Here is a 14,931-nt window from a genome sequence, read left to right as displayed (position 1 = left end):
ATGGGCGCTCTTGCCGAGCACGACGCTCTGGGCCCTTATGCCAGCCGGATTTCGGGGGAGAACTAACATGATCGATCGTCGCCAGCTTCTTGGCGCCGCCGCCGTCGCGGCCTTGCCGGTTTCGGCCATTGCTCAGACGGATGAGAACGCGCGTCTCGACGCGCTGCTCACGCGCCAGCTTGAGGACAACCTCGATCGGGCCCACGAGGGCGTCACCAGCCTTGGCCTGGATGTTGGCAAGCGCGCCGGCCAGCGCAGCAAACTCGATGACCGATCCTCTGCAGCGTTCGCGGCCGATCGCGATCGTGCGGCGACGCGCCTTGCGGAGCTGAAGACGATCAAGACCGACCGGCTGAGCCCTGAAGCGCGGCTCTCCTACGACATCGCCATGTTCCAGCGCACGCTCGCCGACGGCTATCGCCGCTTCGCCTGGCACACGCCAGACGGCTGGCGCCAGACCCCCTACGGCGTCTCGCAGCTGGGCGGCGCCTATGCGGCGATCCCCGACTTCCTGGACAGCCGTCAGCCGATCAATGACGCCGCCGACGTGGACGCCTTCCTCGCCCGCACCCGGGCCTTCGTCACCGCCCTTGATCAGGACACCGAGCGCACCCGCGCCAATGCCGGCATGGGCGTCATCGCGCCGGACTTCATCCTCGACCAGACGCTTGGCCAACTGACGGCCCTGCGCGATCGTCCCGGCGCCGAGCAGCCGATGATCAAGTCCCTGGCGCGCCGCTCGGCCGAGAAGGGACTGAAGGATGAAAGCGCCAAGGCGGCCGCCATCTTCGACGGGCCGGTGCGTGAGGCCCTCGATCGCCAGATCGCCGAGATCAAGCGCCTGCGGGCCTTAAGCAGCCATCAAGCCGGCGTGCGACGCCTGCCCGACGGGGAGGCCTACTACGCCCTGAACCTGCGCAACTTCACCACGACGGAGTACACGCCGTCGGAGATTCGCAAGATCGGTCTCGACCAGGTGGCCGACCTCTCGTCGAAGATCGACGTCCTGCTGCGCAAGGAAGGCTACACCAAGGGCACGGTCGCCCAGCGTCTGGCGGGGCTGCGCGAAGAGCCGCGCTTCCGCTTCGCCAATGACGACAAGGGGCGCGAAGATCTTTTGGCCTATGTGAACGCCGAGATGGCGGCCATACGCGCACGCATGCCCGAAGTCTTCCCGCGCATCCCGCGCACCGACTTTGTGGTCCGCCGGGTGCCGGTGTCGATCCAGGCCGGCGCTCCGGGCGGCTATGCTCAGGGCGGATCTCTCGACGGGACGCGGCCTGGGACCTATTACATAAACCTGCGTGACACGGCCGAATGGCCGCGCTGGACGCTCAAGACGCTGACCTATCATGAGGCGGCGCCGGGCCACCTCTTCCAGGGCGCGCTGAACCAGGAGCAGGGGCAGCTTCCGCTCTATCGCCGGATCGGCGGCGGGTTCTCGGCTTACGGGGAAGGGTGGGGGCTCTACTCGGAGCGCATCGCCGACGAGCTGGGCGTCTATGAGAATGATCCCTTCGGCCGCATCGGCTATCTGGAGAGCTTCCTCTTCCGCGCCTGTCGTCTGGTGGTCGACACCGGTCTGCACCACGAGGACTGGAGCCGCGAGCAGGCCATCACCTACTTCCGTGACAACCTGGGCGACGGCAACGAAGCCGAGGTCGAGCGCTACTGCGTGGCCCCGGGTCAGGCCTGCTCGTACAAGATCGGCGAGACCTTCATGTCGCGCCTGCGCGATGAAATGCAGGCCAAGCCCGGCTTTGACCTGAAGAAGTTCCACGCCGCCATGATCGACGGGGGCAACATCCCGCTCACCGTCCTTGACCGTCGCGTCCGCGCAGCCATGGCCGTCTGACGAAAGCGTCCGAACCGGCTCGACGCCTCGCCGTCTTGCGGCGGGGCGTCACCAAGATCAGGTGCTCGGTCTCAGCACCATTGCGCTTTGCCGCCCGCCCATCTTTGCGCAAGCCCCTCGGCGATAAGCTGTTCGCCAAGATCGCGCCCGTCGATCTCGACGCGCCGCAACCGGCGGCCATAACGGTCACGATCTCTTTCCTCCGCATGAAGGACGATAGGGCCCGACGCCATCAGTTGCTGCAGGCGCATCTTGGCTCTGACGGCCAGATCGCGCTCGGTCTCGCAGGCTGAACGCGGCGGCATCTCAGCGGTGTCGATGTTGAGAATTCTTACGCGCTCGCCGTTGGGCAGATCGAACGTATCGCCGTCGATGACACGAACAGGGACGATATCGACCGCCTCCGCGATGGTCGGCTCGGGCGACCGGGGGGCCGCGGCGACGACTACAGGCGCTCGGCTGGTCGGTTCAGGGGTTTGCGGCGCCAGGAGAGCCTGTTGCGGCAAAGGGGCCGGGAGGGGTGTCGCAACGACGGGTGCACGAGGCTTGGGCCCTGGCAGGTAGGCCCTGATGGCGGGGATGTTCAGGGCCACCCCCGCAGCGATCAGCACCATCACACCGATCGCGGCGTTTCTTTGGGTGAGCAGTCGGCGCAGAGCCGCTCGGCGTCGATGGCCGCGAAAGAAACGTCGTGCGTCAGGGCCCGGCCCTCGAGCGTTCGCCATGCCGACTTCTAGCACAAGTTTAGGTGCGTCACGGCCCCGGGACCGAAGAGGGAGCTACACCGGAGCCGAGACGGTGAAGCCTCAGGCGGTCCTGGGTCTCACGCCGGGCTGCTTTACAACAGAGGATCAAACTCTCCTGTCCGGGGTTTTCTCTCCCCGGGCGATATGGGCGAGCGATGCCCGCTGACAAGCGTCCTTCTTGACCTCAGACCTGCTGCGCCGCGATCCAGTTGTCGACCACACGCTCCAGCACCGTCAGGGGCATGCCGCCGCCGGCCAGAGCGTTGTCGTGGAAGCCGCGGATGTCGAAGCGGGAGCCGAGCGCGGTCCGGGCCTTTTCACGCAGGCGCACCCATTCGTTGTGACCGACCTTGTAGGCGCAGGCCTGGCCCGGCCAAGCGCAGTAGCGCTCGATCTCGGAGGTCGCCGCGCCCTGGGCCCGGCCGGTCTGCTCGATCATGTAGGCGATGGCCTGCTCGCGGCTCCAGCCCTTGGAGTGGATGCCGGTGTCGACCACCAGGCGCACCGCGCGGAAGAGCATCGACTGCAGGAAGCCGACCTGGCCAAGGGGATTATTGTCATAGGCGCCCAGCTCGTCGGCGACCTGCTCTGCATACAGGCCCCAGCCCTCGGCGAAGCTGGAGAAGAAGAGGGTGTTCATCAGCTTGGGCGCCGCGGCGCTTTCCTGCTGCAGGGCGATCTGCAGGTGATGGCCCGGCGCCGCCTCATGATAGGTGAGGGTGGGCAGGCCATAGACAGGCCAGTTGGCCGTGTCGGTCAGGTTGATCCAGAAGATCCCCGGCCGCGTCCCATCCAGGCTCGGCGAGTTGTAATAGCCCTGCGATGCACCTTCCTGGATTTCCGGCGGCACGCGCTTGATCTCCACCGGCGCCTTGGGCAGGCGGCCAAAGGCCTTGGGCAGGCGAGCCTGCATGTCGGCCATCTGAGCGTTCAGCTCCTTGATCAGCTCGGCCTTGGCGGCGTCGGTGTTGGGATAGACCTGACCGGGCACCGCGCTCAGACCCTTGATCCGTTCGGCGACGCTTCCCTTGGTCATGCCCTGCGCCTTGAGCAGCGCGTCCGAACGCGCGGTCAGGTCGGCGACCTGCTCCAGACCGATGCGATGGATCTCTTCGGCGGTGAGGAGGGTGGTGGTGATGTAGCGCAGGCTGTTGGCGTAATACTGTTCGCCCTGCGGCAGGCGCGACACCGAGGCGTCATGGCCGGCCTTGGACTGGGCGGCCTTGAGGGCGTCGTTCTGGCGCTTCAGCGCCGGGTTCACGCGGCCTTCGACCAGCGCCTCGACGCGCTTGGCCCAGTCGCCCGGAATGTTCTTCTCGCCCGTGCGGCGAACGATGGATTTGACCAGGGTCGACTGCGCCGCGGGCGTGCCCAGCATGCCTTCCTGCTGGGCGATGGTCTTGGTCAGGATGAAATCGGGCGGGATCACGCCGATCGCGAAATCCTCCAGCATCCGATCAGTCTCGGCGGTGAGGACATCAGCGAAGGCGTTGACCCGGCTCACATAGGCTTCAGCGTCAGCGGCCGTTTCGATGGTGTGCTGGTTGTCGAGGAAATCGGCGGTGTTGGCATAGGCGCCGCCGCCCTGATTGACCCGGTAGATCTGCGGCCAGCCGCCCTGGCCATAGGGGATGTCGAAAGTTGCGATCACCGCATCGAGATTGGTGGCGATGGTGTCGTAATAGATGCCGTCCTGCGTATCCATCGACCTGCGATCGAGGGCGCCAAGTTCAGCGCGGGTGCGCCGCGTGAAGGTGCGGAAGGCCTCTTCCTCGGCTTTGGTCGGAACGGTCAGCTTCGACTTGGCCGCGGCGCGGGCGCCCTTGTCGAGCCCAAAGCTCGTGACGGTCTCCGGCGAACGGTCCAGGGTCGCTTCGAAGGTCTTGTCCATGAAGGCGGCGAGGGCCGCCTTGGCCTGTCCGGCGCCCTGCGGGGCCGCAAGGGCGCGTGGGGCGCCGGAGGCTGCGACAGCGGCCCCTGCAGTGGCGAGAAGACGGCGACGATCGATCATGGGAACTCCTGGAATCTGGTCGCCGACGAGACCGGCACAGAACCGTCAGGTCAAGCTCGATGACGCCGAAACAGCGGCAAGCGACGCCAATTGTTCAGGGCAGTGAGCAACCGTCCCGGCGAAGACACACCCATCTCATCGCCTGGCCGCATGCCAGCCGCGGATCATGAAGGCCTGGAAGAACGGGACCGGCAGCGGGAAACCCGCTGCCTGCCACATGGCCTCGGTTTCTGACGGCGGGACGACGCCGAGGACGCTTCGCAACATGTCTTCAAGCTTCCCCAGGGATTCCGGCGTCGCGCCCATCAAGGTCTGGATGCTCTTCCAGTCCTCCAGCATGGCGGGAAACTCCGCGCCCTCGAGATCGCAGCTGATCTCGGCGCTCACCAGCCGGCCGCCCGACTTCAGCCGATCATGCAGGGCCGCATAGAAGGCGGGGCGGTCGTCGCGCTTGATGAAGTGGGCGACCAACAGGGTGACGACGACGTCGAACCCGGTCTCGGTGACGGCGTCGGCATAGCCGTGGATCAACTCGCAGCGATCCAGCACGCGGGCCTGTTCCAACCGATGCCGGCCGACGCTCAGCATCTCGGCCGAAGGGTCGACGCCGACGAAGGTCCAGTCCGGAAACGCTTTGGCCAGTGACAGGATCTCAGCGCCGGTCCCGACACCCACGCAGAGCGCGCGCGCATCCCTGGGCAGGTCTTTCAGCAGAAGCGCCATCAGGAAATGCAGGCTGTCCGATATGGGCTTCAGGCCGCTGTTTCGCTGATCGTACGCCTCCGCCATGTCCTGGTTGAAGAAATGCGAAGTGCTGAAGGATGCGTGCCGGGTCATTGTTATATTATAACGATCCTTGGCACTCATGTCGCTACCAATTGAAGGCAGCGAGCAAAGCGCGGGCCAGGCGGCTTCACTGAGGCGCGAGGAGCTCAGCTTCTCATTGTTCCGTCGGGATTGAGCATCACTGTGCGACCGGTGTCCGCCGAAGCGTAGATCGCCTCGATCAGCCTCAGATCCCGCAGACCCATCTCGCCGGGCGTCCTGATCTGCGCGTCGTCACGGATCGCGTCGGCGAAATGAGCGAGTTGACGCGCGAACTGGACATCCGAATCGCCAGGGGTCAACTCGCGCTGGTCCCGGCCAGACTTCAGCACCATCCGGTTGCCGGCGTAGCCGGTCGCCGGGTCCATGATCAGCGAACCGGCCGTTCCGCGCGCATAGACGATGTTGCCGCCCGCCGAGTCATAAGAGGTGACCAGCTGCGCCACAGCCCCGGACGGGAAGCGCAACTGCGCGGAGACATGGGCCAGGATCTCGGAAAAGCGGGGATCGTCGGCCGGTCGAAAGCCGGTGGCGCTGATGCTTTCCGGCATCTCGCGCGCCAGGTAGAGCGCCGCCTGCAGGCCGTAGAGCCCGTAGTCCTCCAGCGGACCGCCGCCAGCCAGGGCGCGGTTCACCCGCCAGTTCTCGCTCGGGTTCGTCGGGGGCATTCGATAGGATTGCTCCGTCCTCACAAGCCGGAGCTGGCCGACGGCATTTTGCTCCATCAGCGCCATCGCCTGCATGTTGTAAGGCTCGAAGTGGCAGCGGTAGGCGATCATCAGCTTGCGATTGGCGCGGCGGCCGGCCGAAATCATGCGCTCGCACTCGGCGCTCGAGAGCGCCATCGGCTTTTCGCACAGGACGTGCTTGCCGGCTGCGAAAGCCCGTTCGGTCCAGTCCGCATGCAGGCCGCTGGGCAGCGTGATGTAGACGGCCTCGACCCGGCGGTCCGAAGCGATCCTGGCGAACGTTTCATAGGAGTAGCGCGACTGCGGGGGGACCCCGTAGGCGTCGCCCACTTGCCGCAACTTGTCGGGGTTGCCCGAGACGAGCGCAGCGACATGCGCCCGCTCTGCTTGCGGGAACCGCGGCATCATCTGGTTGAGCGCATATCCGCCCAAGCCGATGATGGCGAAGCCTACGCTGTCCGCGCGCTTGGGAGCAGGCCGGGTCTTGGAGAGCACGACACCGGTCGGCATCGGCTGACCGATGGCCTGAACGCCGCCGGACCGCTGAGGGGGCGCGGCCGCGGCGCCCGTCGCCATCACCAGGGACGCTGCAGCCGCTCCGCCGCCGGCCTCCATGAACCGCCGCCGTGTGACGTCATGCTCGAACATCGCGCCTCTCCCGTTCCGGCTCCTGAGAGTATCGCCGGGCAGGACGCGCGGCTAGGTTGATCCTTGCGAAGGGTGATGGACCTGAGCTCCCCGTTTGGCGCCCAAAGTCGCCGGCGCCGGATGGCGGCCTTTACGCGTCCCTTATGCGTGACCATCGATCCCTGATGGCGAGGTTACGCTCCTGAGGATCACACCACGCCCCAGTTTCTTCCAAGCTGGAGCGTGAGGCCTATGGCTGATCTGATCTTTCTGGCGTTGGGCGGCGGGGCCTTTTTGGCCTTTGCCGCTTTCGCCGTCGCTTTGAAGAGGGTCTGAGCCGTGTGGCTGGACCTTCTGTGGGCCGCCGGGGCGCTGGGCGTCGCGGCGTACATGGTCACAGCACTGCTGCGGCCGGACCGTTTCTGACGGACATCCTTCCATGAACTTCCAAGGCTGGGCGGAAATCGCCCTGACGTTGGGTCTGGCCATCGCATTGGGCTGGCCGGCCGGCGTCTACATGTCACGCGTATGGAACGGAGAGCGCACTTGGCTCGACCCGATCCTGCGCCCCGTTGAAAAGCTGTTCTACGCGGGCTGCGGCGTGGACCCGAACAAGAGCCAAAACTGGCTCGGCTACGCCGGCGCGCTGCTGGCGTTCAACTTCATCGGCTTTGTCTTCGTCTTCGCAGTGCTGCGCCTGCAAGGCGTGCTGCCGCTGAACCCGCAAGGCTTTGACGGCCTGTCGCCGCATCTGGCCTTCAACACCGCGGTGAGCTTCGTCACCAACACCAACTGGCAAAGCTATGGCGGCGAGACCACCATGTCGACGCTCAGCCAGATGCTCGTGCTGACGGTGCAAAACTTCGTCTCCGCCGCCACCGGCGCGACCATCGCCGCAGCGCTCGCCCGCGCCTTCACCGCCAATCGCGGGGAGGGGGTCGGCAACTTCTGGGCCGACCTCGTTCGCACCACCCTCTATGTGTTGCTGCCGATGAGCCTGATCCTGGCCATCGTGCTGGTCGCCCTTGGCCTGCCGCAGACCCTGAGCGGCGGCGCGGTCGCCACGACCCTGGAAGGCGCTGAGCAGAAGATCGCTCTCTTCCCGGTCGCTTCCCAAGAAGCGATCAAGCAGTTGGGCATCAACGGCGGCGGCATCTTCAACGCCAACTCGGCTCACCCCTTCGAGAATCCGAGCCCGCTGACCAACCTGATCACGGCCGTTTCGATCAACATGCTGGGCTGGGCGGCGTTCTTCGCCTTTGGCCGCACGGCCATGGCCAGGAAAGATGTCCGCGCGCTTTGCGCTGCGGCCTTCATCCTGCTCTTCGCCGGCGCCGCTGCGATCTACTGGACCGAGACGCAAGCTGCTCCGGCGCTTGTCGCCGCCGGCGTGGACGCCTCGGTGAACATGGAAGGCAAGGAGCTGCGCCTGGGCGGTGCGTCCACGGCAGCCTGGGCCGCCATGACCACGGGCGCCTCCAATGGCTCGGTCAACGGCATGCACTCAAGCCTCATGCCGCTTGGCGGAGCGGTGACCCTCTTCTTGATGCAGCTTGGCGAAATTTCGCCCGGCGGCATCGGTTCGGGTGTCGCGATCATGGTCGTCATGGCCATGCTGTCGGTCTTCGTCGCCGGCCTGATGGTCGGCCGCACCCCGGAGTACCTGGGCAAGAAGATCGAAGGCCGCGAGATCACCCTGGCCATGCTGGCCGTGCTGGTGATCCCGCTTTGCATCCTCGGCTTTTCGGCGATCGCCGCCGTCCTGCCGGAAGCTCTTAAGGGACTCATGCATGAAGGGCCCCACGGCCTGTCGGAGATCCTCTACGCCTACACCTCCGCCACGGCCAACAACGGCTCGGCCTTCGCCGGTCTGACCGCCAACTCGCCGTGGTGGAACACCACGCTTGGCGTCTCCATGTTGATTGGCCGCTTTGGGCCGGTCGTCGCGGTGCTGGCCATCGCCGGCGCCGTGGCGGCCAAGCCGAAGCTTGCGCCCACGACCGGCACCTTGCCGACCCATAGCAGCCAGTTCGTGGGCCTGCTGATCGGGGTGATCATCATCCTGGGCGGCCTGCAGTTCTTCCCGGCACTCGCCCTGGGTCCGATCGTCGAGCACTTCCAGGCGCTCGCCGCGGTCTCCGGGTCTTAAGGGACCAATCCCCATGACCATGACAACACCTGATACGGCGCACAAAGGGCTGGGCTTCGCCTCCAGCCTGACGCCGAACATGATGGGGCGCGCCCTGCGAGACGCCTTCGTCAAACTCGATCCGCGTGCGCTGACCGGCAATCCGGTGATCTTCGCCACCTGGGTGGTGGCTGTCCTGTCCACGGCTTCGGCCGTGGCGGCGACGGCCACCGGGACGGCCGCCGGTTTTGCGGTGCAGATCGCTCTGTGGCTCTGGGCCACCGTCCTCTTCGCCAACTTCGCCGAGAGCATCGCCGAAGGTCGCGGCAAGGCGGCGGCGGACAGCTTGCGCGCCGCGCGTGTCACCACCAAGGCCAAGCTGATCATCGATCCGAAGACCGGCACGGTCATCCCGACACCGGCCCATAAGCTCAATGTCGGCGAGATCGTCCTGGTCGAGGCCGGCGACGTGGTCCCCGCCGACGGCGAGATCGTCGAGGGCGTGGCCAGCGTCAACGAAGCGGCCATCACCGGCGAGAGCGCGCCCGTCATCCGCGAAAGCGGCGGCGACCGCAGCGCCGTGACCGGCGGCACTACGGTCGTCTCCGACTGGATCAAGGTGCGCGTCACCAGCCAGCCGGGCTCGTCCTTCCTCGATCGCATGATCGCGATGGTGGAGGGCGCCGATCGGCGCAAGACGCCGAACGAAATCGCCCTGGCCGTCCTCCTGGCGGGCCTGACCCTGATCTTCCTGATCGCTGTCGTCTCTCTCCTGGGCCTGGGCAAATTCTCCGGCGTGGAGCTGGATCCGCTGGTTCTGGGCGCGCTCTTCGTCTGCCTGATTCCGACGACCATCGGCGGCCTTCTGTCGGCCGTCGGCATCGCCGGCATGGACCGCCTGCTGAAAGTGAACGTCCTGGCCACGTCCGGCCGGGCCGTGGAAGCCGCCGGCGATGTCGACACCCTGCTGCTCGACAAGACCGGCACCATCACCTTCGGCAACCGCATGGCCACCGAAGTGATCCCGGCGCCGGGCGTTCGTCCGGAAGTGGCTCTGCGCGCGGCGATCATCGCCTCATTGGCTGACGAGACCCCTGAAGGCCGCTCGATCATCGAGTTCGGCCGCAACCAGGGCGTCGCCATCGAGATGCCCGACGGCGCGACCGCCATCGCGTTCAGCGCCGTGACCCGCCAGTCGGGCCTTGACGCCGACGGCCGCAGCTGGCGCAAGGGCGCGGTCGACGCGGTCCTGCGCGAGTGCAAGCTGGCCGCGCCGCCCAGCGCTCTGGAAACGGCCATCGACCGTATCGCCCGGTCCGGCGGCACGCCCCTGGCGGTCAGCCAGGACGGCGCTCTGGTCGGGGTCATTCACCTGAAGGACGTGGTGAAGCCCGGCGTCAAGGCGCGCTTCGCCGATCTGCGGCGGATGGGCCTACGTACGGTGATGATCACCGGCGACAACCCGGTGACCGCCGCAGCTATCGCCTCGGAGGCCGGGGTCGACGACTTCCTCGCCGAAGCGACCCCCGAGGATAAGCTGCGCCTGATCCGGGCGGAGCAGGGCAAGGGGCGTCTGGTCGCCATGTGCGGCGACGGCGCCAACGACGCCCCGGCGCTGGCCCAGGCCGATGTGGGCGTAGCCATGCAGACCGGCGCTCAGGCGGCCCGCGAGGCCGGCAACATGGTCGATCTCGACAGCGACCCGACCAAGGTCATCGAGATCGTGGAGGTGGGCAAACAGATGCTCATCACCCGCGGCGCCCTGACCACGTTCTCGATCGCCAACGATGTGGCCAAGTACTTCGCCATCATCCCGGCGCTGTTCACCGCGGCCCTGCCGCAGCTGGGCGCGATGAACATCATGGGCCTCGCCAGCCCCCAAAGCGCGATCCTGTCAGCGGTGATCTTCAACGCCCTGGTGATCGTCGTCCTGATCCCGCTGGCGCTGAAGGGCGTGAAGTATCGCGCCGTCGGGGCCGCCAACCTGCTGTCCCGCAACCTGCTGATCTACGGCCTCGGCGGTCTTGTGGCCCCTTTCGCGGGCATCAAGATCATCGACCTGGTGATCTCGGCGCTGGGCCTGGCCTAAGCGCTTCTAGGAGAACGTGATGATCCGACATATCCGACCAGCCCTCGTCTCCATGGGCCTGTTCACGGTCCTTCTGGGCCTCGGCTATCCGCTGGCGGTCACCGGGGTGGGCCAGGCGGCCTTTCCGTTCCGGGCGGGCGGCAGCCTGCTCAGGGACGACCAGGGCCGGGTGATCGGCTCGGCCCTGATCGGCCAGGGCTTCGCCGAGCCGAAGTACCTGCATCCGCGGCCCTCGGCCGCGGGCGACGGCTACGACGCCTCCGCCTCGAGCGGCTCCAACATGGGCCCTCTCAACGCCGACTTGGCCGGGAGGGTGAAGACCCGGGCCGACGCCCTGCGCGCCGAAGCGCCGGGGCAGCCGATCCCCGCCGATGCGGTCACCGCGTCCGGCTCGGGACTGGACCCGGACATTTCTCCGGCCTATGCCCGGCTTCAAGCCGCGCGTATCGCCAAGGCCAGAGGGCTGAATGTGAACCAGGTGCAGACCGTGATTGAAAACGAGACAGAGAAACCTCTGCTTGGCTTCATCGGTCAGGCGCGGGTCAACGTTCTCGCCGTGAACCGGGCCCTCGACAAACTGTGATCGAAGAGCCGCCGCGCCCAGATCCTGACGCGCTCCTCGCCGCCGCCCAAAAAGCGCGGCGGGGAAAGCTGAAGGTGTTCCTTGGCATGTCGCCGGGGGTGGGCAAGACCTACGAGATGCTGCGGGCCGCCCGCCGCCGCAAGGCGGAGGGCGGCGACGTGCTGATCGGCGTGGTGGAGACCCACGGCCGGCGCGAGACCGAGGCCCTCCTGCGAGGCATGGAGGTCCTGCCTCGCAAGCCCGTCGAGCATCGTGACCGCACTTTGCTCGAGTTCGACATCGACGCGGCCCTGGCCCGCAAGCCGGCGCTGCTGCTGGTCGATGAGTACGCCCACTCCAATGCGCCGGGCTCGCGCCATCCCAAGCGATGGCAGGACGTGGCCGAGCTGCTGGCGGCCGGCATCGACGTGTGGACCACCCTCAATGTCCAACACCTGGAGAGCCTGGTCGATGTGGTGCTGCGCATCACCGGCGTGCGCCAGCGCGAGACCGTCCCCGACAGCGCCCTGTCGCGGGCCGACGACATCGAGGTCGTCGACATCACGCCGGACGAGCTTCGGCGCCGCCTGACCGAAGGCAAGGTCTACGTGCCCGAGACCGCGCGTCTGGCCGCGGACAATTTCTTCAAGGTCGAAAACCTCACCGCCCTGCGTGAGCTGGCCCTTCGCCGCGCCGCCCAGACAGTCGACGACCAGCTCGTCGCCGCCATGCGCGAAAAGGGGGTCGAAGGTCCCTGGGCGGCGGGGGAGAGGATTTTGGTCCTGGTGGGCGACGACGCGATGGCTCCGGCGCTTGTGCGGACCGGGCGGCGGCTTTCCGACATGATGATGGACTCGCCGTGGACCGTGGCGCACGTGGAGCAGCCTGCGCGTCGGTCCGATCCGGGGAAGGTTTTCGAAGCCCTCAAGCTGGCCGAACAGCTCGGCGGCACGACGGTCGCCCTGACCGGGGAAGACTTGGTGGGGGCCGTGCTGGACTACGCCCGGCGCAACAACGTCACCCAGATCGTCATCGGCAAGTCGCGCGACAACCGACTGAAGGAAATCACGGGACGCTCTCTCGCCGCCGCCCTTCTGCGTCGGTCACGTGGCGCGGCGATCCATATCGTCACCGAGCGCGCGCAGGAGGGGCCGGTTCACGAGCGAAAGCGGCTGGACCTGACGACCGGCTGGACCGGCTACTTGACCGGCGCAGCCTTCGTCGGGGCTGCCACTCTGGCCGCGTGGGGGCTGGACGAAGTCACCGCCCGCATCGACCTTTCGATGATCTTCCTGGCCGCCGTCCTGGGCGCCGGGGTGCTCTATGGTCTGCGGCCCGCGCTCGCGGCGGCCACGGTCGCCTTCTTGATCTACAACTTCCTCTTCCTGGAGCCGCGCTACAGCCTGGCGATCGGCTCACCCACCGATGTCCTGACCCTGATCGTCTTCTGGGCAGTGGCGTTGGCCACGGGGGGACTCGCCGGGCGCGTCCGTGATCAGGCCCGCGCCGCGCAAAAGCGCGCCGCCGCCGTCTCGACCTTGCTGGCCGCCAGCCGCACCCTTTCAGGAGCCGCCGACAAGACCGTCGCCGCCCGCGCCCTGTCAGAACAGATCGCCGCCGCGGCGAGCGGCTCGGCCCTGGTGCTGCTGCCGCAAGGTGAGGAGATCATTCCCGTCGCGGGCGCGCCGGACCTCGAGCCGCTGGACACCGCCGCCATGGCGGCCGCTCGCTGGGCCTGGGAGAAGGGCGAGCCGGCAGGAGCGGGGACCGGCACCCTGCCGCAGACTCCCTGGACCTTCCATCCGCTGGAGGGCGTGCGGGCCCGTTCCGGCGTTGCTGGCGTCAGGGCGGCAGGCCTTCAGGACGGATCACGAGACCGTCGTCTTGTCACGGCTCTGCTGGAGCAGGGCGCGGTGGCGCTTGAGCGGGCGGAATTGGCCGCCGATGCGGTGGAGGCGGAGACCCTGCGACGCGCCGACCGCTTCCGCTCCGCCCTGCTGAACTCCATCAGTCACGACCTGCGCACCCCGCTCTCCACTGTTCTGGGGGCCTCCACCACCCTGATCGACTACGGCAAGTCGATGAAGGCCGCCGTCCGTGACGACCTTCTGGTGTCGATCCGTGAGGAGGCCGAGCGCCTCAGCCGCTATGTGGGCGACCTGCTCGACATGACGCGCCTGGAGGGCGGGGCGCTTTCAGTCAGGGCCGAACCCCTTGATCTTCGCGACGTGCTGAACGCGGGCGCCGAACGGGTGAAGCGGCGCCTGGGCGGCAGGATGCTCAGCCGCGATTATCCGGACAAGCTGACCCTGGTGCAGGCCGACGCCGGGCTTCTGGAGCAAGCCGTCGTCAACATCCTGGAAAACGCCATCGCCTATAGCCCCGAGGATGCCGCGATCGAGCTTGCGGTCTATGAGGATCGCGGCAATGTCGTCCTCAGCATCGAGGACGAGGGCAAGGGCATTCCCACCGAGGAGTTGGAGCGGGTGTTCGAGAAGTTCCGCCGAATGGACGAACCCACCGACCGTCGCAAAGGCGCGGGCCTGGGCCTGGCCATCGCCAAGGGCTTCGTCGAGGCCATGAACGGGCGGATCGCCGCCGCCAGCCCCATCCATAACGGCTGCGGCACGCGGGTGCTGATCAGCTTGCCCAAAGCCCTCGAGACCCCGCACCATCTGTTATGACCGGATCTGGCCAACGCATCCTCGTCATCGACGACGAGCCTCAGATCCAGCGGTTCCTGGGCCCCGCCCTGGAGGCGGCCGGTTATGAGCCGCTGAAAGCCGAGAGCGGGCAGGAGGGGCTGCGCGCCATCGCCCTTTGGAGCCCCGACGCGGTCGTCCTTGATCTTGGGCTGCCCGACATGGACGGCAAGCAGGTGCTCGAGAAGGCGCGGGCCTTCTATGAGGGGCCGATCGTGATCCTGTCGGCGCGTGACCGTGAGATCGAAAAGATCGACGCCCTGGACAAGGGCGCCGACGACTATGTGGAAAAACCCTTCGGGGTCGGGGAGTTATTGGCGCGTCTTCGCGTGGCTCTTCGCCATGCCGGCAAGGCGGACACGGGGCCCTTGCAGATCAAAGCGGGCGAGGTGCTGATCGATCTGGACAAGCACAAGGTCAGCCGCTCCGGCGCGCCTGTGAAGTTGTCGCCCAAGGAGTTCGACCTCTTGGCGCGCTTGGCCCGGGCGCAGGGGCGGCTGCTGACCCACAAGGACCTGCTTACCGCCATCTGGGGTCCGGCGCACGCCGCCGACACCCAGTATCTGCGCGTCTTCATCGGCCAGCTTCGGCAAAAGCTCGAAGCCGAGCCGTCCGCGCCGCGGATGATCCTGACCGAGCCCGGGATCGGCTACCGCTTCGAAGCCGACTGATCTTTATGGGGCGGTTACGACCGCCG

Annotated in this window: 11 protein-coding genes; 7 read left to right on the top strand and 4 right to left on the bottom strand. The window is 67.0% G+C overall.

All coding sequences use genetic code 11. From position 1 onward, the window contains the following. The first annotated feature begins 67 nt into the window (after positions 1–67). Entirely contained in the window at positions 68–1,855 is a 1,788-nt protein-coding gene (locus tag P7B02_RS11590; RefSeq protein ID WP_277786498.1) for a DUF885 domain-containing protein, read from the top strand. Positions 1,856–1,926: 71 nt separating this feature from the next. Here the strand turns inward: P7B02_RS11590 and P7B02_RS11585 are convergent, their stop codons facing one another. From P7B02_RS11585 to P7B02_RS11570, 4 genes are all read right to left on the bottom strand, one after another. Continuing rightward, positions 1,927–2,469 carry a thermonuclease family protein gene (locus tag P7B02_RS11585; RefSeq protein WP_277786497.1) on the bottom strand — a complete coding sequence of 181 codons (543 nt, stop codon included), beginning with the start codon at positions 2,467–2,469 and terminating at the stop codon, positions 1,927–1,929. Between the two features lie 316 nt (positions 2,470–2,785). Continuing rightward, positions 2,786–4,612 (bottom strand): DUF885 domain-containing protein, encoded by a 1,827-nt coding sequence (locus tag P7B02_RS11580; RefSeq protein WP_277786496.1) that lies wholly within the window; start codon positions 4,610–4,612, stop codon positions 2,786–2,788. Between the two features lie 135 nt (positions 4,613–4,747). Then, positions 4,748–5,449, bottom strand: a complete 702-nt coding sequence (locus P7B02_RS11575) for a class I SAM-dependent methyltransferase (protein ID WP_277786495.1) — start codon at positions 5,447–5,449, stop codon at positions 4,748–4,750. Positions 5,450–5,544: 95 nt separating this feature from the next. Beyond that, positions 5,545–6,774 carry a Gfo/Idh/MocA family protein gene (locus P7B02_RS11570; protein ID WP_277786494.1) on the bottom strand — a complete coding sequence of 410 codons (1,230 nt, stop codon included), beginning with the start codon at positions 6,772–6,774 and terminating at the stop codon, positions 5,545–5,547. 318 nt (positions 6,775–7,092) lie between these two features. On the opposite strand from P7B02_RS11570, the gene P7B02_RS19705 reads away from it, so the two are divergent. Genes P7B02_RS19705 through P7B02_RS11545 form a run of 6 tightly spaced genes read left to right on the top strand, consistent with a single transcriptional unit; the run spans position 7,093 to position 14,905 of the window. Then, on the top strand, positions 7,093–7,179 hold the full coding sequence (locus P7B02_RS19705) for a potassium-transporting ATPase subunit F (protein WP_431355812.1): 87 nt from the start codon (positions 7,093–7,095) through the stop codon (positions 7,177–7,179). Positions 7,180–7,192: 13 nt separating this feature from the next. Beyond that, a complete protein-coding gene (gene kdpA / locus P7B02_RS11565) occupies positions 7,193–8,902 on the top strand; it encodes a potassium-transporting ATPase subunit KdpA (RefSeq protein ID WP_277786493.1) in 1,710 nt (569 codons plus the stop codon). A 19-nt stretch (positions 8,903–8,921) separates the two neighbouring features. After that, a complete protein-coding gene (gene kdpB, locus P7B02_RS11560; RefSeq protein ID WP_277786702.1) occupies positions 8,922–10,970 on the top strand; it encodes a potassium-transporting ATPase subunit KdpB in 2,049 nt (682 codons plus the stop codon). A gap of 19 nt (positions 10,971–10,989) precedes the next feature. Next, positions 10,990–11,553, top strand: coding sequence for a potassium-transporting ATPase subunit KdpC (kdpC, locus tag P7B02_RS11555; protein WP_277786492.1), 564 nt, complete (start codon positions 10,990–10,992; stop codon positions 11,551–11,553). After that, positions 11,550–14,216, top strand: a complete 2,667-nt coding sequence (locus tag P7B02_RS11550) for a sensor histidine kinase (RefSeq protein ID WP_277786491.1) — start codon at positions 11,550–11,552, stop codon at positions 14,214–14,216. The genes kdpC and P7B02_RS11550 overlap by 4 nt, the downstream gene beginning before the upstream one ends. After that, positions 14,213–14,905, top strand: a complete 693-nt coding sequence (locus P7B02_RS11545) for a response regulator (protein WP_277786490.1) — start codon at positions 14,213–14,215, stop codon at positions 14,903–14,905. Before P7B02_RS11550 ends, P7B02_RS11545 begins: the two co-directional genes overlap by 4 nt. Positions 14,906–14,931: the final 26 nt, after the last annotated feature.

The sequence above is a fragment of the Caulobacter segnis genome (assembly GCF_029543125.1).
In the GTDB taxonomy this organism is placed as follows: Bacteria; Pseudomonadota; Alphaproteobacteria; order Caulobacterales; family Caulobacteraceae; genus Caulobacter; species Caulobacter segnis_D.
This window is presented reverse-complemented; position numbering and strand designations above follow the sequence as displayed.

Coding starts and splice junctions, on each gene's coding strand:
- kdpA (WP_277786493.1), top strand. CDS start 7,193: ATGAACTTCCAAGGCTGGGCGGAAATCGCCCTGACGTTGGGTCTGGCC.
- P7B02_RS11585 (WP_277786497.1), bottom strand. CDS start 2,469: ATGGTGCTGATCGCTGCGGGGGTGGCCCTGAACATCCCCGCCATCAGG.
- P7B02_RS11580 (WP_277786496.1), bottom strand. CDS start 4,612: ATGATCGATCGTCGCCGTCTTCTCGCCACTGCAGGGGCCGCTGTCGCA.
- P7B02_RS11545 (WP_277786490.1), top strand. CDS start 14,213: ATGACCGGATCTGGCCAACGCATCCTCGTCATCGACGACGAGCCTCAG.
- P7B02_RS11575 (WP_277786495.1), bottom strand. CDS start 5,449: ATGACCCGGCACGCATCCTTCAGCACTTCGCATTTCTTCAACCAGGAC.
- P7B02_RS11590 (WP_277786498.1), top strand. CDS start 68: ATGATCGATCGTCGCCAGCTTCTTGGCGCCGCCGCCGTCGCGGCCTTG.
- kdpC (WP_277786492.1), top strand. CDS start 10,990: ATGATCCGACATATCCGACCAGCCCTCGTCTCCATGGGCCTGTTCACG.
- kdpB (WP_277786702.1), top strand. CDS start 8,922: ATGACAACACCTGATACGGCGCACAAAGGGCTGGGCTTCGCCTCCAGC.
- P7B02_RS11570 (WP_277786494.1), bottom strand. CDS start 6,774: ATGTTCGAGCATGACGTCACACGGCGGCGGTTCATGGAGGCCGGCGGC.